A 25,646-nucleotide genomic window follows, 5' to 3' on the forward strand; every position below is an offset into this window, starting at 1 on the left:
TTAGCGCAACAACGCCATGCCCGCATGTCGTATGCGGGCTCTCGTCTTTACGGTAATTCCTAAGACTGCAACGCCCGCACGCGGCGGCGATAGTGCCGCGCGCGGGCGTTGGATCAATCCGCCGCGAGGCGTTGGAGATAAGCACCGTAGGTGTTCTTGGAGAAGCGTTTGGCCTGCGCGAGCAACTGGTCGCGTGTGATCCAGCCAGCGGCGTAGGCGATCTCCTCGGGACAGCCGCTTTGCAGGCCCTGCCGCTCTTCCAGCGTCCTGACGTAGTTTCCCGCGTCCAGAAGGCTTGCATGCGTGCCGGTGTCGAGCCAGGCGAAGCCGCGCCCCATGAGTTCGACCGACAGCAGGTCGTCGGCAAGGTAGCTTTCCAGCAGCGTCGTGATTTCAAGCTCCCCCCGCTCCGAGGGCTTGACGTCCCGCGCCCGCGCGGAGGCGGTGCCGTCAAGGAAGTAGAGCCCGGTGACCGCGTAGGAGGACGGCGGTACCTTCGGCTTTTCGATGATCTGGGTCACGCGCCCGCCTTCGCCGAAGCCGACAACGCCATACCGCTCGGGATCGGCAACGCGGTAGCCGAAGACGGTGCCGCCCTTTTCCTTCTCATCGGCAGACCTGAGCAACTCCTGCAGACCTGCGCCGTGAAAGATGTTGTCGCCAAGCACCATCGCCGAGGGAGCTCCGGCCAGGAACTCCTCCGCCAGCAGATAGGCCTGCGCCAGCCCGTCCGGGGAGGGCTGGACGATCCACTCCAGGCTCACGCCCCATTGCGAGCCGTCCCCCAGAAGCCGCTGAAACTGCGCCTGATCGTCCGGCGTGGTGATGATCGCGATCTCGCGGATCCCGGCCAGCATCAGGCAGGTGAGCGGATAGTAGATCATCGGCTTGTCATAGACCGGCATGAGCTGCTTCGACACCCCGATGGTGATCGGGTAGAGCCGGGTGCCGGAACCGCCCGCCAGAACGATACCCTTGCGTGCCGTCATCTCAGGTCTCCAGTTGCTTGAGAACAGCCGCCAGCCCCTGCCGCCAGTCCGGCCGCGGGATGCCGAAACCGGCCGTGAGGGAGGAACAGTCGAGCCGCGAATTGGCCGGCCGTCGCGCCGGCGTCGGATAGGCGGAGGTAGGGATGTCCGCCACGTCCACCTTCAGGCCGGCCTGAAGGAAGATTTCGCGCGCGAAGTCGGCCCAGCTCACATCCGGCGCGCCGGAGAAGTGATAGGTGCCGGTTTTCCCCGGATCGGCGATCAGTCCGCGGGCCATGACGATCAGCGCATCGGCAATGTCGGCAGCAGGTGTCGGCCCGCCGACTTGGTCCGCCACGACGGTCAGTCGCTCCCGCTCGCGCCCGAGGCGCAGCATGGTCTTGACGAAATTCGCCCCATGCGCCGAGAAAACCCATGAGGTCCGCAGGATCGCAGAGGTGCCGCCCGCGTCGCGGACACCCTCCTCCCCCTCCAGTTTCGTGCGTCCATAGACGCCAAGCGGTCCTGTCGGGTCGTCGGGTTTCCAGGCCGCCGTGCCGTCGCCCGCAAAGACATAATCGGTCGAGACATGCAGAAACGGCAGCCCGCGCCCGGCTGCGGCACGGGCCATGGCGGCAGGAGCGGCGGCATTGACGAGGCGCGCCGTCTCCTCCTCCGCCTCGGCCTTGTCCACCGCGGTATAGGCGGCGGCGTTGATGACGGCATCGGCTTCCGCCTCCCGGATCGCGCGGGCCGCGCTCTCCGGGTCGGTCAGGTCAACCTTGTCGCGGGGCAGGGTGGTGATTTCCAGAGCGGCGCCCGCGCGGTCCTGCAACTCCGTGGCGAGCTGCCCGGTCCTGCCGATAACCAGAAGCCTCACGCCTTGGTCCCCAACCGCTGACCAACGCCCGCGCGATCCTGCAGGGCCTGCCACCATGGCTTGTTGTCGAGATACCACTGCACCGTCTTCTCCAGCCCCTGCTCCAGCGTGACGGAAGGGCGCCAGCCCAGTTCCTCGCGGATACGCGAGGGGTCGATGGCGTAGCGCAGGTCATGGCCCGGACGGTCGCTCACAAAGGTGATGAGCTGCTCATGCGGAGCGCCTTCGGGATGCTTCTCGTCGAGAATGCGGCAGATCATGCGCACGAGGTCGATGTTCTTCGCCTCATTCTCTCCGCCGATGTTGTAGCTGCGTCCGATCTCGCCCTTCTCCACCACCAGAAGCAGTGCATCGGCGTGGTCCTCCACGTAGAGCCAGTCGCGGACATTCTCCCCCTTGCCATAGACAGGGATCGGCTCTCCTGCCAGGGCCTTCAGGATGACGACCGGGATCAACTTTTCCGGGAAGTGGAAAGGACCGTAGTTGTTGGAGCAGTTCGTCATCACCACGGGCAGGCCGTAGGTCTCGTGCCAGGCCCGGACCAGATGGTCGGACCCCGCCTTGGACGCCGAATAGGGACTGTTCGGGGCATAGGGCGTGTCTTCGGTGAACTTGCCGGTCTCCCCCAGAGTGCCGAAGACCTCATCGGTGGAGATGTGGTGGAAGCGGAAGCTCTCGGGGCGCCCCTTGTTCGTCCAGTGGGCCCGCGCGGCTTCCAGCATGTTGAACGTGCCGGTGACGTTGGTTTCGATAAAGTCCTTGGGCCCGTCAATGGAACGGTCCACATGGCTTTCGGCGGCAAGGTGCATCACTGCATCCGGGTCATGGGCGGCGAAGATGCGGTCGAGCGCCTCCCGGTCGCGGATGTCAGCCTGCTCGAAAGTATAGAGGTTCGAACCCGACACGCCCGCCACGTTGTCAAGGCAGGCGGCATAGGTCAGCGCGTCGAGATTAACGACCTCATGGCCCTGTGCCACGGCCCGGCGCACCACGGCCGATCCGATGAAGCCGGCTCCGCCGGTCACCAAAATCTTCATCGATCTCACTCCGTATAGGGGAACGGGCTGTCGAAATCGGCAAAGGCGGGCGCCGCCGCATCCTTGGCCGAAAGCACGGCGTCATCCTGGGAGATTCCCCAGTCGATGCCGATGTCGGAATCGTTGAACCGGACGCCGCCGTCGCATTCAGGCGCGTAGTAGTCCGAGCATTTGTAGAACACGAGCGTATCCGGCTCCCGCGTGACGAAACCATGCAGGAAGCCTGCCGGGATCAGGAGCTGACGACCATCCTCGGCCGAAAGCTCCACGCCCACCCATTTCCCGTAATGCGGTGAACCCTTGCGGACATCCACTGCAACGTCAAGGATCCGGCCCTGAAGCACGCGGACCAGCTTCGCCTGCGCATGGGGCGGACGCTGGAAATGCAGGCCGCGGACGGTCCCGACCTGGCGTGAGAGGGACTGGTTGTCCTGCACGAAGGGGGTGGAGATCCCCAGATCGGACAGGGCCTTGAGGTTGTATGTCTCGGAAAAATAACCGCGGTCGTCGCCAAATCGCTTGGGGGTGATGATTACGACCCCGGGGAGGGCCGTCTCCTCGATCTGCATCCCTGCTCCGTTCCTTTTCACGCCTCCCCGCTTCATGCCTAGCAAGTCGCGGCAGGTCTGTCACCGGCCAAGACGCGCCAGAAGGGGCCAAGCTCATGTCTTGACAGCGGGAACCGTCGTTCCAGATCGCATGAAAAAGGGCAAACGCCGAAGCGTCTGCCCTTTCCCGCTTACGTTTGCACGAAAGCTCAGTTCGTGGTGGTCGTGGTGCCGCGGCGGCTGTCGCTGCTGTCGTCCGCGATCAGAGCGACGACGGCAACGGCGGCTGCGATGGCGGCGATGGTGCCGACGCCACCCATGCTGCCGGTCTCACCGACGACGACGACGGGCTCCGGCTCCGGGATCGGCGCAGCAACGGAGCCGGCGAAGCTTGCGACGGTGCTGGACAGCAGGATCGCTCCGGCCGCAAGTGCGGAAACAGTCGATTTCATCATTTTCTACCTCTTGGGTCGGCTAGCGTGTAATTCACGATCAGAAGATAGCATGGCCCATGGATTTTCCAAACGCAATCAATCCTTGAGCTGACGAAGCTCGACCCACCCCAGATAGGGCGAGACCCACTGCCGCGAGCCGCGTATGACGCCGGAATCGTCAATCCAATAAGCGTTTTCGAAGGAAATGTCTTCGCTCGTGCAGCGTTCGATGATGTGCCGGGTGGCGAAACTCCGCTCTGCCACGACAAGATTCTCCCGCCCGATGTTGCCAAGATCACACAGGAAGGAGCGGCCGTAGGACTGGTTATCCCCGTCGATGTAGAACATCCGGCGCTGGTGCTGGCCTGCGCCTGCGGAAATGACGGCGCGGGACGGCACGTCGGCGGACATCAGATCCGCTCCGGCGAGGCCCCGAGTCGCGACGAGCACGCCCTCCCTGAAGGCAAGCGTGGATCCATCGCCGGACACATAGGTATCCACCCCCGCATTTCGCCCGGCGAGGGCGAGGAGCGCATTGCCCCCCGTCCGCTCGACATGGGCGGAGATGAGAGGCGTTTTCTGTTGCGCGAGCATTGCCTGCGTGACCTGGGGCATAGGTGTGGGCTGGGGACGGTCGCCCGCGCCCATGACCACGTCGCGAAGCAGGGTGCGTGAATCCTGAAGATCGCCGCAACCGGCCAGCGTCATGAGCGCAAGCCCGATAGTGGCGACGAGCGCCTTTCGCATCAGCGCCATACCTTGCCCCATTGCTGTTCGAGCCGCTCCTCATGCATGCCGCGCACCGTGTCATAAAGCCGGCCCGTCACGCCGAGACGTGCTCCGCCATCGCGGTTGATCGGGCGGATGGCGGTGGAATAGGCCTGCTGCGTCGGCTGGCCGAGCATCCAAGAGATCGGAATGGTGAGGGTGATGCCCTTGTCGAACGATCCCTCGCCGAAATCCTCCGACGAGACGTTGGTGAAGGTGGCAAAGGCGCCCACACGCCAGCCGTTCGCGAATTCACGCTCCAGCGTCAACGTGGTGCCCCAGTCGCCCGCCAGATAGCGGCCCACGTCGATTTCCGCGCGGTAGCCGCTGCCGATATCGTAATAGGCCGAGACATGGCCGGTCACGACATCATAGTCCTGAAAGCCGAAGTAACCGTCGAAGTCGCGCTGCTTGACCCAGTTCAGCTCCGCGCCGAAGGCCAGGCGGCTCCCGACGGGCGCCCAGAGTGCCTCTGTCGAAATGCCGCCGAACATCTGCTCCAGATAGCCGAAGGTGACACGAGTGTAGATCTCCTCCGCCGGATGGCGATACCAGGCCACCTGCAACCGCTCGATACGGGGATCGCCGTATTTGTCATATTCCGCCTGATCGGAGCGGACATGCGGCAGGCGCGAGTTCGACACGCGCTCCACGCTGTCCAGGTTGCCGATGATCCGCTTGGAGACAGCGCCTGAAAACGTCAGGCCGGGCAGGAGATCATACTCCGCCGCCAGCAAGGCGTTCAGGTCGGCCCGCACCGGCTGATCGGGGTCGAACCAGCTGAACACCGCATTCGGGCCAAGCGACCAGCGGAATTTCGGATACAGCCCCTCGCCCCAGACGGTGCCTTCCGCCACGGCATCGGTCGTCTCGCCGATTGCGGTCCGCGCGAGAAGGCGATTCGATCCGTCGGGCGCGTTCTCCAGCGCCTCGATATCGCTCCGCTTGAAGGTGACGCGCGCGGCGGGGATGCCGCGATTGACCGGCTCGATCTCGAACGTCTCGATGGAGGCCGGAAGGGTGCGGGTCATCGCGCGGGCGGCGCGACCGATGGCCTGCGGTTCCTGATCGAACTTGTTGTTCCGCAGCCGGAGCCGCGCCGTCTCCGCGGTGACGGAGAGCGCCTCGACATGCATGCCGTCCGCGGCCAGAACCGTCTCCAGCCGGTCTCTCAGCGTCACTGCGGCTTCCGGGTTCTGCGCCCATTCACGGCTCCACGCCTCCGGGCGGGAGACTGGATCGGGGCGCGCCACCACCGGCAGCGGAGCGGGTTCGGTCGTATTGCGGTTCGGCGGGTTCTTCGGATTGAGCGCGAGCTGAAATGTCAGGCCGAACTCGCTGCCATACATGTAGTAGGCGCCCAGCCGGATATTCTCGCTTGCCTGATATTCGGCGCCGAAGTTCCAGTCGGACTTGCGGTCGAAGACATCGCTCTGCTCCGATTCCAGCACATAGGCGTCGGAGGAATACTCGACCTTGAAGCCCAACCTGTCGTTGGCCTGCCACTCCACGCCCGCGAAGGGCGACATCGGCCCCCGGAACCAGCGATCCGGTTCGAACTTGCCGCCCGTGCCGCTGAATCCGCCGGGCCGGTCGCCAAAGGGCGAGCCCAGGTCATGCCCGGTGCCCAGCCGCCCCCAGCCCAGACCACCCGTGACCTTGAGGCCGGGAATGACGGTCTTGGTCAGCGCGACATATTCCCCCGAGAACACCCCCGTTCCCGCGAGATCCTGAAACCCGATGGTCAGCGAGGGCCAGTAGCCCTGCTCCCTCAGGGGGGTTAGCCGCAGGTCGAAGCTCCGGTCGTAAAAGGTGTCGTAGCCCGCGTAGTTGAAATCCCGCGTCTCGCTGTAGCGGAAGGACGCGCCCAGCCACGGCAGAAACTGAAAGCTCAGCGTGCCACGCGTGATGCCGGAGAAATGCCCGATGCCGAGCGTGAATTCCCCATCCGGCATGGCCTCGCCCGTGGGCATGTCGATCAGGCCGGCAACGCCGTTCATGTTCATCGTGGGGGAAGGTGTGAGCGCGGGCGAGGGCAAGAGGGTCTCGGCGGAAAGCGGCGCGGCCACGGCGCAAAGCGCGAGGACAGAGGCCACGGCGCGCCCGGGGCGCCTGTCTCGTCTGAAGGGTGGTGTCATCTGTCCCCGGCCTGTTGTCGCGGTGTGTCCGCCTGCTCTTTGATTGCAGCAAGGCTAGCCGCAGTCACCGCCAGTCACAATAGCGGGACCGACGAAACCCGGCGCAGGTGGCAACTCGGTGCCGTTCCGGCGCAGCGGATCAGAGACGGAAGTCGTCGGTCGCGCTGATCAGTTCCGCGGCGATGCCTGGTTCGGAGAGCGCATGGCCCGCCAGGGGGATCATCCGCAGGTCCGCGCGCGGCAGCCGCTCCGCCAGCCGCCAGGCGGAGACAGGCGGACAGACCATGTCGTACCGCCCCTGCACGATCCGGGTGGGGATATGGGCAATGCCTGCCGCCCGGGCAACGATCTGATCGTCCTGTTCCAGAAAGCCGCGATGGGTGAAGTAGTGGTTCTCGAGCCGCGAGAAGGCGCGGACATAGTCCGCCGGCCCGTCGCCCATCACCGCAGGGTGGTCGATGCTTGCCAGAGCATTCTCCCACCCTGCCCAGAGCCGGCCATAGGCCACTTCCTCCTGCAGGTTTCCACTGAACAGGCGCCGGTGGTAGGCCGCGATAAGGTCGCCCCGCTCGCTCTCCGGGACGGCATTGGCGAAACGCTGCCACAGATCGGGGAAGAACCGGCCCGCCCCGCCGCCATAGAACCAGGCCAGTTCCGCCTGCGTCATCAGAAACACGCCGCGCAGCACCAGCGCGCTCACCCTCTCGGGATGGGCCTGCGCATAAAGCAGAGCGAGTGTCGCGCCCCAGCTTCCGCCGAAGGCCATCCAGGCGTCGATATCCAGCGCTTTGCGGATGCGCTCGATATCGCCGATCAGATGCTGCGTCGTATTCGCCTCCACGCTGGCGTAGGGGCGGGAGCGCCCGCAGCCCCGCTGATCGAACAGCACGATGCGATAGACCTGCGGGTCGAAGAACCGGCGCATCATCGGGCTGCACCCGCCGCCGGGACCGCCGTGGAGCACGATCACGGGCTGACCCTCAGGGTTCCCGCATTGCTCCATGTAAACGACATGGCCGTCGCCCATTTCGATCATGCGCTGGTCGAACGGGTCGGTCGGAGGGTAAAGCGTCGCCGGGGGGCGTTTCGGGGATGCGGTCCTGTCCATGAGGGTACTATATAACCGTCAGGCGGGCGCTGCCTATTCCGATTGCGCGAAAGGACAGGGGATGACGACGGAGACCACAGTCGATGCCACCGAAGTCGCCAAATTCGAAGCCATGGCGGCGGAATGGTGGGATCCTGATGGTAAGTTCAAACCGCTTCACGGAATGAACCCCTGCCGACTCGACTATATCTGTGCCCAGATCGCCGCGGAATTCGGACGCGACAGGAACGAGCCGCGCCCTTTCGCGGGGCTGAGGCTTCTGGATATCGGCTGCGGCGGCGGACTTCTGTCCGAGCCGATGGCGCGGCTCGGCGCCGATGTGGTGGGCGCGGATGCGGCAGCGGGCAACATTCCGGTCGCGCGGGTGCATGCTGCGCAGCAGGGACTCCCCATCGACTACCGTCATACCACGGCAGAGGCGCTCGCTGCCGCAGGGGAGCGGTTCGACGTCGTCCTCAACATGGAGGTGATCGAACATGTCGCCGATCCCCTCGCCTATCTGACCGCCTGCCATGATCTTCTGAAACCGGGCGGGCTGATGATCTGCTCCACGCTGAACCGCACCGCCAAGAGCTTCGCCCTTGCCATCGTCGGCGCGGAATGGGTTCTTCGGTGGTTGCCGAAGGGGACGCATGACTGGCGGAAGTTCATCACGCCCGAAGAACTCGGCACCCTGATCGCGGCCGCGGGAATGACCCAGGTGGATCGCAAGGGCATGGTCTTCGATCCGCTGCGCCAGAGATGGTCGCTCTCTCCGAGGGATCTCTCCGTAAACTACGTCACGGCGAGCACGAGACCGCTCTGAAAGCGCCCATACGCAAGGTCAGGCTGCTGTCGCTGCCATTGCAGACGATCGCACAAGGCCACGGAGCCGAGCCGCATAGGGTCGGAACAAAGGACTCGGAACAAAGGACAAGGAACCGGACATGCGCGGATAGGGCCGATGCTTCCGGGCCGATTGACCGCGGTCACGGCTGCAGCGGCGCTCAGCTGCAAGACGCGTCAACTCCGCCAGTTGGATAGGAAACGGTTCAGCCCGCGAGGCGCATTATTCTTGATCTTCGCGCCCCGGAGTCCCCCGACCGGAACCCTGCCTTCTGTCCCCGACCGTCAGGCCGCGCGTTTGCCGGTTTCCACGGGCCTTCCGGTGAAGGTCTTGTCGCCCACCCGAACGACGACCTTGCCGTTTTCGAGCATCTTTATGAACATTCCCTGCACGGAAATGCAGCTTCCGATGGTGATGGTGCGCAGCATGGCTTTCTCCTCCCAAAGCAAGACCATTGCGGTCCGTTAAGGATATCTCATGAACGGTCTTAAATCATCCCGCAAGATTAACTCCCGCGAATGTGTTGATTCTATGCCGCAACCACCTAAAGGATGATTAACGGATCGACCGATCGGAAAGAAATCAAAGCCAGTCGCGCAGGATAGGGATCAGGGGAATATCGGCGGGCGGCATGGGATAATCGCGGAGCGCATCGGCCCGCACCCACTTCAGCACCTGCCCCTCGCGCGCCTCGGGGATACCACGCCAGCGGCGGCAGGCGAAAAGCGGCATGAGCAGGTGGAAATCGGCATAGGAATGGCTGGCGAAGGTGAGCGGCGCAAGGCAGCTCTCCTCCGTGTCGATGCCAAGCTCCTCATGCAGTTCGCGGATGAGGGCCGTCTCCGGTGTTTCCCCCGGCTCCACCTTGCCGCCCGGAAACTCCCAAAGTCCGGCCAGTGACTTGCCGGGCGGGCGCTGCGCCAGGAGCACGCGCCCGTCACCATCCACCAGCGCGACCGCTGAAACGAGAACGACTTTCACGAGCGGTAGTCGGCGTTGATGTCGATATATCCGTGGGTGAGATCGCAGGTCCAGACCGTCGCCTTGCCGCGGCCCAGTCCCAGATCGACGGAAATCGTCAACTCCTGATTCTTCATGTAGGCGGAGGCGGCCTCTTCGCTGTAACCCTCCGCGCGAAGGCCTTTTTCCGCCAGAAGCAGGTCTCCGAATCGGATGGCAAGCAGATCCCGATCCGCTTCCGCCCCCGATTTGCCGACCGCCATGACGATCCGGCCCCAGTTCGCATCCTCACCCGCCACGGCTGTCTTGACGAGCGGGGAATTGGCGATGGCGAGCGCCACCTTGCGTGCATCCGCGTCATTGGCGGCACGGGTCACGCGGACTTCGACGAACTTCGTCGCGCCCTCACCGTCACGGACCACCTGTTTGGCGAGGTCGAGCATCACGCCCTGCAACGCCTTCTGGAAGGCGCGGGAGCCCTTGCTGCGCAGGTCCCGGATTTCGGCGGCAGTGCTCTGCCCCGTGGCCGCGACGATCAGCGCGTCGGAGGTCGAGGTGTCGCTGTCCACGGTAATGCTGTTGAACGTGCCATCGACATGGGCGCTCACCATGCGTTGCAGCGTGGCTGCGGGGATTTTCGCATCGGTGAAGATATAGACGAGCATCGTCGCCATGTCGGGCGCGATCATGCCCGATCCCTTGGCGATCCCGGCGATGCGGATCGTGCCGCCATCCCCTTGCACCTCGGCCATCGCGCCCTTGGGGAAAGTGTCGGTGGTCATGATGGCACGGGCGGCGTCGGCGATACCGTCCGCCGACAGCGCGGTTTTCAGGTCCTCCAGCGCGGCGGTGATCCGGTCATGCGGCAGCGGCTCGCCGATCACTCCTGTGGAGGAGGAGAAGACGCGGGACACAGGCAGGTCGAGCGCCGTGGCAACCCCGCCTGTCACGCTGTCCACCGCGTCCTGACCGCTCCGGCCGGTGAACGCATTGGCATTGCCGGAGTTCACGATGATCGCGGCCCCGGCCTCCTGCGCGATGGGGCCGGAAAGCTTTGCCTGACAGTCCAGCACCGAAGCCGCGCGGGTGGAAGATTTGGTGAAGGCCCCGGCGATGGACGTGCCGGGGGCCAGCCGGACCAGCATCACGTCGGTCCGGCCCTTGTAGCGCACACCGGCCTCTGCGGCGGCGAATTCCACACCCGCGATGACGGGCAGCGCGGGAAAGGCCGCGGGCGCGAGGGGAGAGACGGGGAGCTTCTTCTTCTTCGCGGTGGAAACGGCGTCTTCGACCCGCTCCACCGCCTCGCCTACCGCGGTTTCCAGCTTCTTCTTCAGCTTGGCGACCTTGCCTTCGGCCTTTTTCGCCTTGGCCTTCCAGTCCTTCGCCATTCCCGTCTCCTCGCGCCGCTGGGCTGTTACTCGTTCAGCAATGTCTGATTGCGAAGCACGGACGGGTCAATCCCTTCGGTGCGCTCAATCTTGGCCGATTCGGTGGCTTTCGCGAGTTCCGCCTGAACGGCGGCCTGCTGGAGCTGCGTCTCGATCTGCGGACGAACCTCGTCCAGCGCGGGAACGGCGGCGTCGCGCACTTCCTCCAGCTTGATGACATGCCAGCCGAACTGGGTCTGGATCGGCTGGGACACCTGTCCGGGTTGCAGGGCGGACACGGCTTCCTCGAATTCCGGCACCATCATACCGGCCCCGAACCAGCCCAGATCGCCGCCATTGGTCTTGCCGCTGGGATCCTGGGTCTTTTCATTGGCGACCGTGGCAAAATCGCCGCCGTCCGCGATGGCCTTCTCGACGGCCTTCGCCTCATCCTCCGTGGGAACGAGGATATGGCGCGCGTGATATTCCTTGCCCGGCTCCACCTTGGCATATTGCTCGTCATAGGCGGCCTTGACCGCCTCTTCCGTCACCGCCGTCGCCGCCACGCGCTCAAGCGCGGTCCCGGCAAGGAAGGCCCGCTCCGTCGCGCCAAGGCCGATCTCCTCCCGCTTCGTCAGCTTGCCCTCAACGCTGTCGGCCAGAACGGTCTGCTGCACGAGCTGTTCGATCAGCCCGTTCATCAGAACGTCATCGGGAAGCTGCTGGTACTGCGCGGGCAGACCCTCCTTCACCACGAGCAGATCGCCCATCGTGATATTCTTGCCGTTCACCGTCGCGACGACGGTTTCAGCGGTCACATCTGCGGCAGCAGCAGGGAGCGCCAGTGCCAGCGTTACCGCCGCGCTCATGCAGAACTTCGCCATTTTCGACATGTCGGATGCTTTCCTCGCAGAAGCCGCGACCCCTCGCGGCGTTGACAGTTGAGCGGGCGACCCTTACATCGCCCAAGGATTCATGGCACCGGCGCGACCGGGGCGTCCCTGTCCATTGCCCTTCCGGAGCCGTTCCGTGGGTGGTTCTAGGCAAGGCATCCCGCCCGGGCAAGGCCGGTGGCCACACGATGACGTGGGCCAAGCGGAGAAAACATGCTGGGGCTGGGTAAAATCGCCAAGAAGGTCTTCGGGACCCCGAATGATCGCAAGGTCAAGGAAGTTCGCCCGCTCGTCGCGCGGATCAATGCGCTGGAGCCTGAGTTCAAGGCTCTCTCGGATGAGGGCCTGCGGGCCAAGACGGTCGAGTTCCAGGACCGATACGCCAAGGGCGAAAGCCTGGACGACCTGTTGCCGGAGGCCTTCGCCAACTGCCGAGAGGGCGCGCGCCGCGCTCTGGGCCTGCGGGCCTTCGACGTGCAGCTCATGGCGGGCATCTTCCTCCATCAGGGCAATATCGCGGAGATGAAGACGGGTGAGGGCAAGACCCTCATGGCGACTTTTCCGGTTTATCTCAATGCCTTGGCGGGTCGCGGTGTGCATGTCGTCACGGTGAATGACTATCTGGCCAAGCGCGACGCGGATTGGATGAGCAAGGTCTACGGCACGCTCGGCCTGACGACCGGGGTAGTCTATCCGTTCCAGCAGGATGCGGAGAAGCGCGCGGCCTACAAGGCCGACATCACCTATGCCACGAACAACGAACTGGGCTTCGACTATCTGCGCGACAACATGAAGTCCTCCATCGAGGAGATGGTGCAGCGCGACCATTTCTTCGCCGTGGTGGATGAGGTCGACTCGATCCTGATCGACGAGGCGCGCACGCCGCTCATCATTTCCGGCCCGTCTCAGGATAGATCCGAACTTTACAAGACCATCGATGTGTTGATCCCGGAAGTGCAGCCCGAGCACTTCACGCTGGATGAAAAGCAGCGCACCGTGGTCTTCACGGAGGACGGCAACGAATTCGTGGAGCAGCGGCTGCACGAGATGGGGGTGCTGCCGGAGGGCCAGTCGCTCTACGATCCCGAATCGACCACCATCGTTCACCACGTCACGCAGGGTCTCCGGGCGCACAAGCTGTTCCAGCGCGACACGCATTACATCGTGCGGGACGGCGAGGTGATGCTGATCGACGAATTCACTGGGCGGATGATGAAGGGACGGCGGCTTTCCGAAGGGCTGCACCAGGCCATCGAGGCCAAGGAAGACGTCCAGATCCAGCCCGAGAACGTCACGCTCGCCTCCGTGACCTTTCAGAATTACTTCCGGCTTTACGACAAGCTCTCCGGCATGACCGGCACGGCCGCGACGGAAGCCGAGGAATTCGCCGAGATCTACAAACTCGGCGTGGTCGAGGTGCCGACGAACCGGCCCATTCAGCGGATCGACGAACACGATCAGGTCTATCGCACCGCGCGGGAGAAGTTCGACGCGATCGTCAAGGCGATCCGTGAGGCGAACGAGAAGGGCCAGCCCGTTCTGGTCGGCACGACCTCCATCGAGAAGTCGGAACTGCTGTCCAGCCTGCTCAAGAAGGAGGGTATCCCGCACAACGTGCTGAACGCCCGCCACCATGAGCAGGAGGCTATGATCGTCTCCGAGGCCGGCAAACTCGGCGCGGTGACCATCGCCACGAACATGGCTGGCCGCGGAACGGACATCCAGCTTGGCGGCAACGTCGAGATGAAGGTGATCCAGGCGCTGGAGATCGACCCGGAAGCGAACCCGGACGAGGTGCGCGCCCGGATCGAGGAGGAGCACGCCGCCGAGAAGCAGAAGGTGCTGGAGGCGGGCGGGCTTTACGTTCTGGCGACCGAACGTCACGAAAGCCGCCGGATCGACAACCAGCTTCGCGGGCGGTCCGGCCGTCAGGGCGATCCGGGCCGGTCGTCGTTCTTCCTGTCGCTGGAAGACGACCTGATGCGGATCTTCGGCTCCGAACGGCTGGACTCCATGCTCCAGAAACTGGGGATGAAGGAAGGCGAGGCCATCGTCCACCCCTGGGTGAACAAGTCGCTGGAGAAGGCGCAGGGCAAGGTGGAGGCCCGCAACTTCGACATCCGCAAGCAGCTTCTCAAATATGACGACGTGATGAACGACCAGCGCAAGGCGATCTTCAGCCAGCGCCGGGAGATCATGTCGGCCAATGAAGTGGCCGAGATCGCGGAAGACATGCGCCATCAGGTCATCGAAGATCTGGTGGATACGCATCTTCCGCCGAAAAGCTATTCTGATCAGTGGGACATGGCCGGTTTCCACGATGCGGTGCAGACCCAGCTTGGCCTCGACCTGCCGGTAAAGGACTGGCAGGAGGAGGAGGGCGTCGATCAGGAGGTGGTGCGGGAGCGGCTGGCGGAAGCCTCCGACGCCTTCACCGCGGAAAAGGCCGCAGCCTTCGGCGACGAGACGATGCGCAGCATCGAAAAGCAGGTGCTGCTCCAGACCATCGACGCGAAGTGGCGGGAGCATCTGCTGACGCTCGAACATCTCCGTTCCGTCGTCGGCTTCCGGGGCTATGCGCAGCGCGATCCGCTGAACGAATACAAGACCGAGGCGTTCGGCCTGTTCGAATCCATGCTCGAATCCCTGCGCTCCGAGGTGACGGCCAAGCTCGCCATGATCCGCCCGCTCACGCAGGAGGAGCAGGCGGAGATGATGCGCCAGCTCATCGCGCAGCAACGCGCCGCCCAGCCCGCGGCCGTGCCTGAACTGGTTACGACCGCCGATGACGCGCCGCTCAATCAGGCGGAACCGGCCCCGGTGAGGGTGGAGGCAAGCGGCTTCGATGAGGCCGATCCCGCAACCTGGGGCAATCCCGGGCGCAACGATCCTTGCCCCTGCGGATCGGGCGAGAAGTTCAAGCACTGCCACGGTCGGTTCATCTGACCGGCATCTGCCCGCGTCCCCTGAACGGGTCGCGGGCGTCAGGGAGATTGCCGTGCCCCCCTTACGCCGTCCTCTGCTGGCTGCAGGTGTCGCCCTTCTCCCCGGCGGGGCTTGGGCCTGTGCGCCTGTATTGACGCTCACCCCTGCCGCGCCGGCCTCTGTCAGCGTGACGGTGGAGGCGGATTGCGCACCCGATACGCGCATCCTGATCGCGCAGGATGCCTTCGTGGTTACGGAGCGGCTGGACGCGAGGGGGCATTTCTCGGGCGTTTATCCCGCGCTCTCGCCGAGGGTGGAGATCACGGCGAAGCTGCCCGATGCGCCCTTCGTTCTGGCGGAGATCGAGGTGCCGACAGCCACGGCCTACAACCGCTTCGTTTTGCAGTGGCTGGGGCCGGGAGAGCCGGAACTGACGGGAGCCGGCCATTACGGCACCGCGGATGTGGCCTTCCCGCTGCGCGCGCTTGTCCTGTCCGCCCGTGCGTCGGACAGCCTCGCGCCCGAGGTGGTTCTGCCGGTCACCCCCGAGACCTGCGGCCGCGACCTCATCGGCGAGACGCTGGTGATCCGGCGCGGCGACATCGAGCGCCGCGATCTGACGGTGAGCCTTCCCGCCTGCGACGCCGTGGGGGAGAGGCTTCACCTGCGGGGGCTGGCTGACTGAAGGCGAGCTATGCCTGCGGTATCGCCGCGCCAGGCTCTGTGGCTGGGCGGCCTGCTGAAACGCGATATCCACGTTGAAACCCGGAAATCGGTTCTGTCACGAGCCGTAATGTGCGGTACCCGGGGCGATCTCCAAAACCGCGCCACACCGGAATGCTCTTTCAGCGGCCTGTTAGGGTACTCCCCGCCCAGCGGCCCCACACTGCCGGTTTGAACCTGGCGGCACGATTATGGCGGAAGATACCGCTTTACACGCAGGGGAATCTGCGGGCGTCGCATCACTGGCAGAGTGCTTAGAAAGGCTTCCAAGTCCGTGTGGGAGTGGAGATCGTGTGCAATCAGACGACATCCAGAATCTACCATTCCGGGGCTGATTTCCCGATTTCCGGTCCATAAGCCATGTCACCTCAGAACTTTTTCAGCCGCCTGCTAAAGATACCCTGCGGCGCGAAAACTCACCTCCCGCGCCTTGCCGATAATGAGATGGTCGTGCAGCGTCAGCCCGAGGACCTGCGCCGCGGCGGCGATCTGCGCCGTCACCGAGATATCGGCATCGGACGGCGTCGGATCCCCCGAGGGGTGGTTGTGCACCAGGATCAAGGCGGAGGCGTTCAGTTCAAGAGCCCGCTTCATCACTTCACGCGGATAGACCGGCACGTGATCCACCGTGCCCCGCGCCTGCTCCTCATCCGCGATGAGCGTGTTCTTCCGATCAAGAAACAGGATGCGAAACTGCTCCGTCTCCCGGTGCGCCATTGCCGCCCGGCAGTAGTCGAGAAGCGCGCTCCATGAGGACAGAACGGGGCGATGCATGATGCGGCTTCGCGCCATGCGATGCGCTGCCGCCTCCACGATCTTCAACTCCTGCATCACAGCCTCTCCCACCCCCTCCACCGCTTTCAGCCGCGGCAGGGGCGCGGAGATCACGCCGTTGAAATCGCCGAAGGCAGCCATCAGCCGATGTGCGAGCGGCTTTACATCCTGCCGGGGAATGGCACGGAACAGCACAAGCTCGAGCAGCTCGTAATCCGGGATTGCCGCGGCGCCGCCCGTCATGAACCGGTGACGCAGACGCTTGCGATGATCCCGGATATAGGAGGGCAGCCTGTCGGGCAGCGGAAACCCCTCGGCCTCATCTGGGTCGAGCAACAATGGGAGGGGGGCTTCCTGAAACGCGTGGGTCATGGGGGGAGTGTGCCCAGGCGGAGTGAACAAAGCGTTAAAAAACTCTCCGTCCGCGGCGATTCGCTATCGCAAGCCCTGATAAGCTCTGAACTATTGAAGAACGTATCGCCCGATCAGGACCGCCGCGAAGGCTGCCGAGACGCTTTCAGGAGGCCTGTCGGTGGAAGAGGGGGCTTCCGCCCCCTCAGCCCTTCATCCCATCCCAGAAACTCTTCACCTTCGTGAAGAAGGAGGAGCTTTCCGGGTTGTTGTTCGCGTCGATTTCCTCGAACTCCCGCAGAAGCTCCCTCTGCCGCTGAGTGAGGTTGACCGGCGTCTCCACCGTCAGTTCGATCAGCATGTCGCCGTGGTTTCCGCCCCGGAGCTGGGGCATCCCCTTGCCGCGCAGCCGCATCTGACGCCCGGACTGGGAGCCTGACGGCACCTTCACGCGGCTCCGCCCGCCGTCGATCGTCGGCACCTCGATCTCACCCCCGAGGGCGGCCGTGGTCATGCTGACCGGCACGTGGCAGTGCAGTGTCTGGCCGTCGCGCTGGAAGATCGGGTGCTCGCGCACCTCGATGAAGATGTAGAGATCGCCCGTCGGCCCGCCGCGCAGACCGGCCTCTCCCTCACCGGCAAGCCGGATGCGGGTGCCCGTCTCTACCCCGGCGGGGATATTGACGGAGAGCGTCCGTTCCTTCTCCACCCGGCCGGCACCATGGCAGACCTTGCAGGGGTTCTTCACGATCTGGCCGGAGCCGCCGCAGGTCGGGCAGGTCCGCTCCACGGTGAAGAAGCCCTGCTGGGCGCGCACCTTGCCCATGCCCGAGCAGGTGGGGCAGGTCACGGGCTCCGCGCCGCCTTCGGCACCGGTGCCGTGGCAGGCCTCGCACACGGCGGAGGCAGGTACCGTGATCGTCTTCTGCACGCCGCTCCACGCATCTTCCAGCGTGATCCGCATGTTGTAGCGCAGGTCGGAGCCACGTTGCGCGCGGGAGCGCGGGGCACCGCCCTGACGCCCGCCCATGAAGTCGCCGAACAGATCCTCGAACACGTCGGAGAAGGCGGAGGCGAAGTCGCCGCCCTGATAGGCGCCACCGCGCCCGCGGGCCGCGCTGCCCATCCCCCCCTCGAAGGCCGCATGACCGAAGCGGTCGTAGGCGGCTTTCTTCTGCTCGTCCTTCAGCGTTTCATAGGCCTCGTTCACTTCCTTGAACTCGGCCTCTGCATTCGGATTGTCGGCGTTGCGGTCGGGATGAAGTTCCTTGGCCTTCTTGCGATAGGCCTTCTTGATTTCCTCGGCCGAGGCGCCCTTTTCGACGCCCAGAACCTCGTAGAAATCCCGCTTTGCCATTGAAATTCCCTTTCAAACACGGTCAGGCCCGGCCGAGGGCCGGGCCTTTCCGCATTCCGCGCCCGTTACGAGCGCTTGTTGTTGCCCAGATCCTCGAAGTCCGCATCGACGATGTCATCGTCATCGCGCGCCCCGGCGGGGCCTTCTTCCTTCTCGGCCGATTCCTCCTGGCTGGCTTTGTAGATCGCCTCGCCAAGTTTCATCGCAGCGTCGGTCAGGTTGTGGATGCCGCCCTTGATCTTGCCGGCATCTTCCGTCTTGAGCGACTCTTCCAGCGCGCCGATGGCCAGTTCGATCGCCTCCACGGTGGAGCCATCGACCTTGTCGCCATGATCTTCCAGCGACTTCCGGGTGGAGTGGATCAGCCCTTCCGCCTGGTTCTTGGCCTCGACGAGTTCCTTGCGCTTCTTGTCCGATTCGGCATTCGCCTCGGCGTCGCGCACCATCTTCTGGATCTCGTCATCCGACAGACCGCCGGACGCCTGGATGGTGATCTTCTGCTCCTTGCCGGTGCCCTTGTCCTTGGCAGACACGCTCACGATGCCGTTTGCGTCGATGTCGAAGGTCACCTCGATCTGTGGCATGCCGCGCGGCGCGGGCGGGATCTGCTCCAGATTGAACTGGCCCAGCATCTTGTTGTCCGCCGCCATTTCCCGCTCGCCCTGGAAGACGCGGATCGTCACGGCCGACTGGTTGTCCTCGGCGGTGGAGAAGATCTGCGATTTCTTGGTCGGGATGGTGGTGTTGCGGTCGATGAGCCGGGTGAACACGCCGCCCAGCGTCTCGATGCCCAGGGACAGCGGGGTCACGTCGAGCAGGACCACGTCTTTCACGTCGCCTTGCAGGACGCCGGCCTGAATGGCCGCGCCGAGCGCCACGACTTCGTCCGGGTTCACGCCCTTGTGCGGCTCCTTGCCGAAGAATTTCGTCACTTCCTCGACGACCTTCGGCATGCGCGTCATGCCGCCGACCAGCACCACCTCGTCGATGTCGCCCTTGGAGACGCCGGCATCCTTCAGAGCGTCGGCGCACGGCTTCATCGATTTCTTGATGAGATCATCCACCAGCGATTCGAGCTTCGCACGGGTCAGCTTCATGACCATGTGCAGCGGCGTGCCGGTGTTCTTGTCCATCGAGATGAACGGCTGGTTGATCTCGGTCTGCTGGCTGGAGGACAGCTCGATCTTGGCTTTTTCCGCAGCTTCCTTCAGCCGCTGAAGCGCCATCTTGTCCTTGGTCAGATCGACGCCATGCTCCTTCTTGAACTCCTCGGCGAGGTAGCTCACGATGCGCATGTCGAAATCTTCGCCGCCGAGGAACGTGTCCCCGTTGGTCGATTTCACCTCGAACAGACCGTCATCGATCTCAAGGATCGTGATGTCGAAGGTCCCGCCGCCGAGGTCATAGACCGCGATCGTCTTCGTTTCCTTCTTGTCGAGCCCATAGGCCAGAGCGGCGGCCGTGGGTTCGTTGATGATGCGCAGCACCTCAAGGCCCGCGATCTTGCCCGCGTCCTTGGTCGCCTGACGCTGGGCGTCGTTGAAATAGGCGGGCACGGTGATAACGGCCTGCGTGACCGTTTCGCCAAGATACGACTCGGCGGTTTCCTTCATCTTCTGCAGGATGAAGGCGGAGATTTGCGAGGGCGAGTATTTCTCGCCATGCACCTCGACCCAAGCGTCGCCATTGCCGCCGTCCACGATGTTGTAGGGGACGAGCTTGCGGTCCTTCTCGACCTCCGCGTCGGTGACGCGGCGACCGATCAGGCGCTTCACGGCGAACACGGTATTGGCGGGGTTGGTGACGGCCTGCCGCTTGGCGGCCTGTCCGACGAGGCGCTCGGTGTCGGTGAAGGCGACGATCGACGGGGTCGTCCGCGCGCCTTCGGAATTCTCGATCACCCGGGGCTGCGACCCGTCCATGATGGCGACGCAGCTGTTGGTTGTCCCGAGGTCGATCCCGATGACTTTGGCCATGTATTTACCTCTTCCTTCGGCGATTATTGGAGTTCGGAGCCGGACTTCGGCCTCCGCTCCCCGATCCCAGTGGTTCGCCGGGAGATACCCTCCCGACGGCTCCAGCGGTATATAAGGAGGGTGAAATAGCGCTGCAAGCGGAGCACCGGGCAAACTCGGTGCAAACTCGGTGCAAACTCGGGGCAAAACGCGCGGCGGGGCGGTCTCCATCACCGGCCTCGCAGACGGAGGGAGAAATGCCGAAACGCGACCCGTCATCCATGCCGCCCCCGGAGCGGGGGCAGGGGCCTGATCCGCATCCGGGGGAGGAGGCCGCTCCGCCCGCCCCGCCTGTCGCGATCCGGGGCTTCCTGCTCTATCGCGACTTTCTTCTCGACCGGGCGAAGCAGGAGGCGATGGTGGCCGATCTCCGCGCCGTCGCGGGAGAGGCACCGTTCCTGCGGCCCATGACGGCCTGGGGCAAGCCCATGTCGGTGCAGATGACTTCCGCCGGGCGCCTGGGCTGGGTGACGGACCGGCGCGGCTATCGCTACGAGCCGCGACACCCCGGCACGGGGGAGGCATGGCCCGCCATTCCCGACAGCATCCTCGCCGTCTGGCGCGCCGTTTCGGGCACCGGGCGGCTGCCGGACAGTTGCCTCGTCAATTTCTACGGGGAAGCGGCGCGCATGGGGCTGCATCAGGACAAGGATGAGGGCGATTACCGCTTTCCGGTCGTCTCCCTTTCGCTTGGCGACGAGGCCCTGTTCCGCATGGGCGGCACGAAGCGGGAGGAACGAACGGAGTCCGTCTGGCTCCGGTCCGGCGATGTGGTGGTGATGGGAGGCGCGGCGCGGCTGGCCTATCACGGGATCGACAGGATCCGCTTCGGTTCCTCCACGCTTCTGCCGCAGGGCGGGCGGATCAACGTCACGCTCCGCTGCGTCACTTCGTCATGAAGGGGCGACGACGCGGCCAAAGCGCCTATGTTTCCCGCGCAGACATCCTGAAGGAGATGTGTCATGGCTGAAGCCAAAGGCGCGGAATTCGATGGCAAGGTCGCCATAGTGACCGGGGGCGCCTCCGGTATCGGTGCGGCGGTGGTGCGTGAACTGGCTGCGGGCGGTGCGAAGGTCGTTGTCGCGGACATGGACGAGGATCGCGCCGCGACGCTCGCGGCCGAGGTGGGCGGCAAGACCTTCCGCGTCGATGTGACGGATGTGGAGGCCGTTCGCGCCATGGTCGCCTTCGCCGAGGCCGAATTCGGCGCGCTGCATCTGGCGGTCAACAATGCCGGGATCAGCGGCCAGCACCCTGCGCCGGTCGGTGACTATGACGTTGAGACCTGGCGGCGCGTGATCGACGTGAACCTCAACAGCGTGTTCTACTGTCTCCGCCATGAGCTGCCGGCGATCGAGCGGGCAGGCGGCGGCGCGATCGTCAACATGGGCTCCATCCTCAGTTCCGTGGGCACGGCGGGAAACCCGGATTACGTGGCGGCGAAACACGGCGTGATCGGTCTGACCAAGACCGCCGCGCTCGATTATGCGACGCGCGGCATCCGCGTGAACGCGGTCGGTCCCGGCTATATCGAAACACCGCTGCTGGCCCATATGGACACGGCTACGCATGACCACCTCATCTCCCTGCATCCGATGGGGCGCCTTGGCCGTTCGGAGGAGGTGGCGGCGCTGACCTGCTTCCTGCTCTCGGACCGCGCCTCGTTCGTCACCGGCAGCTACCATCTGGTGGACGGGGGCTATACGGTTCCCTGACGCGCTCTCCCGGAGGCGGAGGGACTCATGGCCGCTGCCTTTCGGGGCGGCGGCGAAGGGGCACTTTCCCGCTCTCCGAGCTGCGCCTCAGGCCTATGCTTCGCAGATCGGGACATCGGCCCCGGAACGATCCGAAATGTCCTTATTTACTGCCGGATTTCGCCAGATGTGGAACGATTGCGTTCCAGGGCAGGCCCGGAAGCCTTGTCAGGCAGCCTGTTAGCTCCGTCTTGAACAGAGATCGTTCGCAGCCTGACAAGGTACCGCTGAAAATCCGCTTATGCCGGGGAATTCCGGTGCCGGTTTCCCGGCTTCGGCAACCTGTCAGTTCAGCGGATAGCCAAGTCCCCTGACGTCTGCCGTTCAACCCTTGTCGAAATAGGGTTCCATCTGGGCAATGACGACGGCGTTCTCCGCCAGCGCCCGCTCCATCAGCGCGCGCTCCTCGTCCGGCACGTCCTGCCCAGCGGCGAGCCGTTCCTCCAGCGTGCCATAGCCGGAGACGTCGAGCGGTGCCATCTCTGCCTGACGGAGCACGGCGACCGTCTCGCGCACGGCCTCCGCCTCATCCACACCGCTGGCATAGACGATCAGCCCCGCGCCGGTCGCGCCGTTCGGCAGGCCGTCGCCCGGACGCCGTCCCACCTCCACCACCAGCATGTAAACCTGCTGCGGGCGCTTCTGCTTTTCCGTATCGGTCATCTCTTTCCCTCACGTTGCACGCGGCGCCGAGATGGCTGCTCCAGCGACATTTCCCGCAATAGGCACAGCGCTGCCCCGGCACAACCATTGCCTTTCCCCCGAAGTGGAACCGGGCGCGGGACCGGGCGTTCGGGCGGAGCGGTTCGCACAGGAGAAACACCGTGGATGACGGACAGACCGAGCGCTCCCCCTCCACGGGCAGCGATGGACCCACCGAACACCGCCCGCTGCATCGCGACCGGCCGTTCTGGGCAGCGACACCGCACCGCAAGGCGCCTGCCGCGCTGGAGCCGCTGAGCCGACACTATGACGTGATCGTCATTGGCAGCGGCATCAGCGGAGCGCTCGTGGCGGAATCGCTGGCGGACGGGGTTCGACGCGTGCTGATCCTGGACCGGCGCGACCCGGTGGAGGGCAGCACGCTCGCCAGCACGGCGATGATCCAGCATGAGATCGACGTGCCGCTGCACGTGCTCGCCCGCAAGATCGGTGCGGAGAAGGCGGCGCGGGCATGGCGGCGGTCCGCCCGTGCCGTGGAGGACCTGCGTCTCCGCGTGGAGCGGCTGGGCATCGATTGCGCGATGACGGCGAAACAGGCGCTTTACCTTGCCGGCGACGAATATGGCTCGCGCGCCTTGCAGACGGAGACGCAGACCCGTCATGACGCTGGAATCGCGGCAGAATATCTGAACGTCGCCACGCTTCAGGATCGCTTCGGTCTCAGCCGTACAGGCGCCATCGTGTCCGACTTCTCCGCCTCCGCCAATCCGGCGCAGATGACGGCGGGCCTGCTGCGCGCGGCCCTGGCGCGGGGGGCGGAACTGGTTTCTCCCGTCGAAGTGACGGATGTCGAGGAACGGGGGGAGACCGTGATTCTCGCCACATCGGAGGGACGGTTGCTCACGGCGGGGCATGTGGTCTTCTGCACGGGCTACGAATTTCTCAAGGTGATGGAAAACCCGGCCCATCGCATCATCTCCACCTGGGCGCTGGCCTCCCGCCCCGACATGGCCCGGCCCGATTGGCTGGACGGCTTTCTGGTCTGGGAGGCGTCTGATCCGTATCTCTATTTTCGGACCGCGAGCGGCGGGCGGATCATCGTGGGCGGCGAGGACGAGGAAAGCGCCACCGCCTTCGCAGACCCCGCGAAGGGTCAGAAAAAGACGCGACGGATCGTGGAGAAGCTCGCCGACCTGACGGGCATCGACATCGGCGAACCGGCATATGCGTGGGCCGCGCCCTTCGGCAACACCACCACCGGGCTACCGATCATCGACCGCGCGCCGGGAGCGGAACGGGTGCATGTGGTGATGGGCTTCGGTGGCAACGGGATCACTTTCTCCGCCATTGCTGCAGATATCGTGCGGGGCCGGGTCGAGGGGATCGAAGACCCTGACGCCGACCTGTTCCGCCAACCCTAAGCCGAGCCGGCCCGCCGGGGGCATCGAGCCCCCACCGGGCCGGCTGCCGCGGAAGGGGGAGAGCGGGTGTCCCGGGGCGGGGGCCTGCTGCGAGCTTTGGGGCGATGGCCTCCATCAGGGCACGAGAACTTCGGTGTATCGACTGCCGGGAAGGCGCCCGCGTTCATCGTCGCACAGAGAGGGTCAATGTGTGCATGGACCATGGAATTGCCTGCTTCGCCGAAGCGGGTCCCATCTCCGGCAGTCGCCAACTTCTGCGAAGCGCCGCACTTGCCGTTGCGGCAAGCCGTCCTCCGCGAGGCCGTGAAGAAAAGCGATTGCTGCTCGAGCGCGTGCTGATGTGAAGCGGGACTTCAGGACTTCAGTGGGTCGGCCAACCTCAACAGGCTGACGAAGCCTGGATCGGCGACACGCCGCTGAAATCGAAATGGACCTCAACGCCGGAAAATCCCCGAATTCGGGCAGGGACGGGCCCTGTCCCGACACACCCCTTTACAACCGCAGCGATCCGAGAACCTTTACCAGCATCGACCAGCATCGACCAGCATCGACCAGCATCGCTCCGGTCAGAGAATGCGCGAGCAGCCCCCCAGCCGCCGCTCGCTTCCCGCCTCGCCGGCAAGCAATGCCTGCGCAACGTCGCCTGAAGCGGATCGCAGCCCCTGCTTCCTTCCGGTGATCGGAAGGCAGCATTGCGGATCACCATCTGGAAGAAACCGGCCGGTGAGCCTATGCGACCGCTTGGCCTCCGCCAAGAAACACCGGCGCCGGTACCCCCGCCGTTGAGACGGGAGGGTGCCAGCATCTCAAGTCCGATCAGTCGCGCAGCAGCTCGTTGATCGAGGTCTTGGAGCGGGTCTTGGCGTCCACGCGTTTCACGATCACCGCACAGTAGAGATTGACGCCATTCTTGGAGGGCAGCGAGCCGGAGACCACGACGGAGCCTGCCGGAACCTCGCCATACATCACCTCGCCGGTCTCGCGGTCCACGATCTTGGTGGATTGCCCGATGAAAACACCCATGCCGAGCACGGAGCCTTCGCGGACGATCACGCCTTCCACCACTTCGGAGCGGGCGCCGATGAAGCAGTTGTCCTCGATGATCGTGGGGCCAGCCTGCATCGGCTCCAGAACGCCGCCGATGCCGACGCCGCCGGAGAGATGCACGTTCTTGCCGATCTGGGCGCAGGAGCCGACGGTGGCCCAGGTATCCACCATCGTGCCCGAATCGACATAGGCGCCCAGGTTGACGAAGGAGGGCATCAGCACCACGCCCGGCGCGATATAGGCGGAGCGGCGCACGATGCAGTTCGGCACCGCGCGGAAGCCTGCGGCCTTCCACTCGCCGTCCTGCCAGCCGTTGAACTTGGAATCCACCTTGTCCCACCAGCCGCCACCCTGCGGCCCGCCGGACTGCATTTCCATGTCGCGCAGGCGGAAGCCGAGCAGAACGGCCTTCTTCGCCCATTGGTTCACGTGCCATTTGCCGTCGGACTGCCGCTCCGCCACGCGCAGGCGTCCCTTGTCCAGCGCCTCCAGCGTCGCTTCGATCGCGTCGCGCTGTTCGCCCGTCGTGGCGGGGGTGATGCCGTCGCGCGCCTCCCAGGCAGCTTCGATGGCGGTTTCAAGCGCGGCGTTCGACGCGGCATTCGACATGGGGATGCTCCGATTTCTATGGCTCGACCGGGGCCAAGCCTATAGACCGCGCACGGCAGTCACGCAACGCAGCCGAA

General features: G+C 64.7%; 23 protein-coding genes. 6 read left to right on the forward strand and 17 right to left on the reverse strand.

The genetic code is table 11. From position 1 onward, the window contains the following. Positions 1 to 113: 113 nt before the first annotated feature. The 8 genes from rfbA to pip all read right to left on the reverse strand — a co-directional run bounded on the left by rfbA (position 114) and on the right by pip (position 7,881). The gene (gene rfbA / locus CDV49_RS15435) at positions 114 to 989 is read right to left on the reverse strand and encodes a glucose-1-phosphate thymidylyltransferase RfbA (protein ID WP_088216314.1); all 876 of its coding nucleotides are present in this window, start codon (positions 987 to 989) and stop codon (positions 114 to 116) included. A gap of 1 nt (position 990) precedes the next feature. Further along, positions 991 to 1,848, reverse strand: a complete 858-nt coding sequence (rfbD, locus tag CDV49_RS15440; protein ID WP_256947369.1) for a dTDP-4-dehydrorhamnose reductase — start codon at positions 1,846 to 1,848, stop codon at positions 991 to 993. Further along, positions 1,845 to 2,885 (reverse strand): dTDP-glucose 4,6-dehydratase, encoded by a 1,041-nt coding sequence (rfbB, locus tag CDV49_RS15445; RefSeq protein ID WP_088216316.1) that lies wholly within the window; start codon positions 2,883 to 2,885, stop codon positions 1,845 to 1,847. Before rfbB ends, rfbD begins: the two co-directional genes overlap by 4 nt. A gap of 5 nt (positions 2,886 to 2,890) precedes the next feature. Beyond that, positions 2,891 to 3,454, reverse strand: a complete 564-nt coding sequence (gene rfbC, locus CDV49_RS15450; RefSeq protein WP_088216317.1) for a dTDP-4-dehydrorhamnose 3,5-epimerase — start codon at positions 3,452 to 3,454, stop codon at positions 2,891 to 2,893. 188 nt (positions 3,455 to 3,642) lie between these two features. Next, positions 3,643 to 3,888: a hypothetical protein gene (locus CDV49_RS15455; protein WP_051930570.1), complete on the reverse strand. Its 246-nt coding sequence runs from the start codon at positions 3,886 to 3,888 to the stop codon at positions 3,643 to 3,645. A gap of 75 nt (positions 3,889 to 3,963) precedes the next feature. Further along, the gene (locus tag CDV49_RS15460) at positions 3,964 to 4,623 is read right to left on the reverse strand and encodes a YjbF family lipoprotein (protein ID WP_179209236.1); all 660 of its coding nucleotides are present in this window, start codon (positions 4,621 to 4,623) and stop codon (positions 3,964 to 3,966) included. Then, the gene (locus tag CDV49_RS15465) at positions 4,614 to 6,773 is read right to left on the reverse strand and encodes a YjbH domain-containing protein (RefSeq protein ID WP_256947370.1); all 2,160 of its coding nucleotides are present in this window, start codon (positions 6,771 to 6,773) and stop codon (positions 4,614 to 4,616) included. Before CDV49_RS15465 ends, CDV49_RS15460 begins: the two co-directional genes overlap by 10 nt. Before the next feature lie 139 nt (positions 6,774 to 6,912). Beyond that, a complete protein-coding gene (gene pip / locus CDV49_RS15470; protein ID WP_088216319.1) occupies positions 6,913 to 7,881 on the reverse strand; it encodes a prolyl aminopeptidase in 969 nt (322 codons plus the stop codon). 61 nt (positions 7,882 to 7,942) lie between these two features. Here pip and ubiG point away from each other — a divergent pair, with 61 nt between their 5' ends. Next, a complete protein-coding gene (ubiG, locus tag CDV49_RS15475; RefSeq protein ID WP_088216320.1) occupies positions 7,943 to 8,686 on the forward strand; it encodes a bifunctional 2-polyprenyl-6-hydroxyphenol methylase/3-demethylubiquinol 3-O-methyltransferase UbiG in 744 nt (247 codons plus the stop codon). Between the two features lie 305 nt (positions 8,687 to 8,991). On the opposite strand, the gene CDV49_RS20520 is transcribed toward ubiG, so the two are convergent. From CDV49_RS20520 to CDV49_RS15495, 4 genes are all read right to left on the reverse strand, one after another. Beyond that, a complete protein-coding gene (locus CDV49_RS20520) occupies positions 8,992 to 9,135 on the reverse strand; it encodes a hypothetical protein (RefSeq protein WP_088216321.1) in 144 nt (47 codons plus the stop codon). Between the two features lie 154 nt (positions 9,136 to 9,289). Continuing rightward, a complete protein-coding gene (locus CDV49_RS15485; RefSeq protein ID WP_088216322.1) occupies positions 9,290 to 9,688 on the reverse strand; it encodes a (deoxy)nucleoside triphosphate pyrophosphohydrolase in 399 nt (132 codons plus the stop codon). Further along, a complete protein-coding gene (gene argJ, locus CDV49_RS15490; RefSeq protein WP_088216323.1) occupies positions 9,685 to 11,058 on the reverse strand; it encodes a bifunctional glutamate N-acetyltransferase/amino-acid acetyltransferase ArgJ in 1,374 nt (457 codons plus the stop codon). Before argJ ends, CDV49_RS15485 begins: the two co-directional genes overlap by 4 nt. A gap of 26 nt (positions 11,059 to 11,084) precedes the next feature. Continuing rightward, entirely contained in the window at positions 11,085 to 11,930 is an 846-nt protein-coding gene (locus CDV49_RS15495) for a peptidylprolyl isomerase (RefSeq protein WP_088216324.1), read from the reverse strand. A gap of 213 nt (positions 11,931 to 12,143) precedes the next feature. On the opposite strand from CDV49_RS15495, the gene secA reads away from it, so the two are divergent. Together secA and CDV49_RS15505 are read left to right on the forward strand one after the other, a co-directional pair. After that, positions 12,144 to 14,876 carry a preprotein translocase subunit SecA gene (gene secA, locus CDV49_RS15500; protein WP_088216325.1) on the forward strand — a complete coding sequence of 911 codons (2,733 nt, stop codon included), beginning with the start codon at positions 12,144 to 12,146 and terminating at the stop codon, positions 14,874 to 14,876. Positions 14,877 to 14,928: 52 nt separating this feature from the next. Then, positions 14,929 to 15,540 carry a hypothetical protein gene (locus CDV49_RS15505; RefSeq protein WP_143413186.1) on the forward strand — a complete coding sequence of 204 codons (612 nt, stop codon included), beginning with the start codon at positions 14,929 to 14,931 and terminating at the stop codon, positions 15,538 to 15,540. Between the two features lie 428 nt (positions 15,541 to 15,968). Here CDV49_RS15505 and radC read toward each other — a convergent pair whose 3' ends face one another. From radC to dnaK, 3 genes are all read right to left on the reverse strand, one after another. Then, positions 15,969 to 16,724 carry a RadC family protein gene (gene radC / locus CDV49_RS15510; RefSeq protein ID WP_088216327.1) on the reverse strand — a complete coding sequence of 252 codons (756 nt, stop codon included), beginning with the start codon at positions 16,722 to 16,724 and terminating at the stop codon, positions 15,969 to 15,971. A gap of 184 nt (positions 16,725 to 16,908) precedes the next feature. Further along, positions 16,909 to 18,060 carry a molecular chaperone DnaJ gene (gene dnaJ / locus CDV49_RS15515; protein WP_088216328.1) on the reverse strand — a complete coding sequence of 384 codons (1,152 nt, stop codon included), beginning with the start codon at positions 18,058 to 18,060 and terminating at the stop codon, positions 16,909 to 16,911. A 65-nt stretch (positions 18,061 to 18,125) separates the two neighbouring features. Next, positions 18,126 to 20,036, reverse strand: coding sequence for a molecular chaperone DnaK (gene dnaK, locus CDV49_RS15520; protein WP_035745697.1), 1,911 nt, complete (start codon positions 20,034 to 20,036; stop codon positions 18,126 to 18,128). A gap of 236 nt (positions 20,037 to 20,272) precedes the next feature. Here dnaK and CDV49_RS15525 point away from each other — a divergent pair, with 236 nt between their 5' ends. Together CDV49_RS15525 and CDV49_RS15530 are read left to right on the forward strand one after the other, a co-directional pair. Then, positions 20,273 to 20,974 (forward strand): alpha-ketoglutarate-dependent dioxygenase AlkB, encoded by a 702-nt coding sequence (locus CDV49_RS15525; RefSeq protein ID WP_256947371.1) that lies wholly within the window; start codon positions 20,273 to 20,275, stop codon positions 20,972 to 20,974. Between the two features lie 63 nt (positions 20,975 to 21,037). Beyond that, positions 21,038 to 21,790, forward strand: a complete 753-nt coding sequence (locus CDV49_RS15530) for an SDR family NAD(P)-dependent oxidoreductase (RefSeq protein ID WP_088216330.1) — start codon at positions 21,038 to 21,040, stop codon at positions 21,788 to 21,790. A gap of 363 nt (positions 21,791 to 22,153) precedes the next feature. Here CDV49_RS15530 and CDV49_RS15535 read toward each other — a convergent pair whose 3' ends face one another. After that, complete coding sequence (locus CDV49_RS15535) at positions 22,154 to 22,492, reverse strand: hypothetical protein (protein ID WP_035745693.1); 339 nt, start codon at positions 22,490 to 22,492, stop codon at positions 22,154 to 22,156. Between the two features lie 161 nt (positions 22,493 to 22,653). On the opposite strand from CDV49_RS15535, the gene CDV49_RS15540 reads away from it, so the two are divergent. After that, positions 22,654 to 23,913, forward strand: coding sequence for an NAD(P)/FAD-dependent oxidoreductase (locus tag CDV49_RS15540; protein WP_256947372.1), 1,260 nt, complete (start codon positions 22,654 to 22,656; stop codon positions 23,911 to 23,913). Positions 23,914 to 24,729: 816 nt separating this feature from the next. Here the strand turns inward: CDV49_RS15540 and dapD are convergent. After that, entirely contained in the window at positions 24,730 to 25,569 is an 840-nt protein-coding gene (dapD, locus tag CDV49_RS15545; protein ID WP_088216331.1) for a 2,3,4,5-tetrahydropyridine-2,6-dicarboxylate N-succinyltransferase, read from the reverse strand. Positions 25,570 to 25,646 lie beyond the last annotated feature (77 nt).

It is taken from the genome of Haematobacter genomosp. 1, from assembly GCF_002196855.1.
Lineage (GTDB): Bacteria > Pseudomonadota > Alphaproteobacteria > Rhodobacterales > Rhodobacteraceae > Haematobacter.

Bases quoted from the DNA above. Each gene is read 5' to 3' on its own strand.
- rfbA (WP_088216314.1), bottom strand. From the start codon at position 989: ATGACGGCACGCAAGGGTATCGTTCTGGCGGGCGGTTCCGGCACCCGG.
- rfbB (WP_088216316.1), bottom strand. From the start codon at position 2,885: ATGAAGATTTTGGTGACCGGCGGAGCCGGCTTCATCGGATCGGCCGTG.
- rfbC (WP_088216317.1), bottom strand. From the start codon at position 3,454: ATGCAGATCGAGGAGACGGCCCTCCCCGGGGTCGTAATCATCACCCCC.
- CDV49_RS15455 (WP_051930570.1), bottom strand. From the start codon at position 3,888: ATGATGAAATCGACTGTTTCCGCACTTGCGGCCGGAGCGATCCTGCTG.
- CDV49_RS15460 (WP_179209236.1), bottom strand. From the start codon at position 4,623: ATGGCGCTGATGCGAAAGGCGCTCGTCGCCACTATCGGGCTTGCGCTC.
- CDV49_RS15465 (WP_256947370.1), bottom strand. From the start codon at position 6,773: ATGACACCACCCTTCAGACGAGACAGGCGCCCCGGGCGCGCCGTGGCC.
- pip (WP_088216319.1), bottom strand. From the start codon at position 7,881: ATGGACAGGACCGCATCCCCGAAACGCCCCCCGGCGACGCTTTACCCT.
- ubiG (WP_088216320.1), top strand. From the start codon at position 7,943: ATGACGACGGAGACCACAGTCGATGCCACCGAAGTCGCCAAATTCGAA.
- CDV49_RS20520 (WP_088216321.1), bottom strand. From the start codon at position 9,135: ATGCTGCGCACCATCACCATCGGAAGCTGCATTTCCGTGCAGGGAATG.
- argJ (WP_088216323.1), bottom strand. From the start codon at position 11,058: ATGGCGAAGGACTGGAAGGCCAAGGCGAAAAAGGCCGAAGGCAAGGTC.
- CDV49_RS15495 (WP_088216324.1), bottom strand. From the start codon at position 11,930: ATGTCGAAAATGGCGAAGTTCTGCATGAGCGCGGCGGTAACGCTGGCA.
- secA (WP_088216325.1), top strand. From the start codon at position 12,144: ATGCTGGGGCTGGGTAAAATCGCCAAGAAGGTCTTCGGGACCCCGAAT.
- radC (WP_088216327.1), bottom strand. From the start codon at position 16,724: ATGACCCACGCGTTTCAGGAAGCCCCCCTCCCATTGTTGCTCGACCCA.
- dnaJ (WP_088216328.1), bottom strand. From the start codon at position 18,060: ATGGCAAAGCGGGATTTCTACGAGGTTCTGGGCGTCGAAAAGGGCGCC.
- dnaK (WP_035745697.1), bottom strand. From the start codon at position 20,036: ATGGCCAAAGTCATCGGGATCGACCTCGGGACAACCAACAGCTGCGTC.
- CDV49_RS15525 (WP_256947371.1), top strand. From the start codon at position 20,273: ATGCCGAAACGCGACCCGTCATCCATGCCGCCCCCGGAGCGGGGGCAG.
- CDV49_RS15530 (WP_088216330.1), top strand. From the start codon at position 21,038: ATGGCTGAAGCCAAAGGCGCGGAATTCGATGGCAAGGTCGCCATAGTG.
- CDV49_RS15535 (WP_035745693.1), bottom strand. From the start codon at position 22,492: ATGACCGATACGGAAAAGCAGAAGCGCCCGCAGCAGGTTTACATGCTG.
- dapD (WP_088216331.1), bottom strand. From the start codon at position 25,569: ATGTCGAATGCCGCGTCGAACGCCGCGCTTGAAACCGCCATCGAAGCT.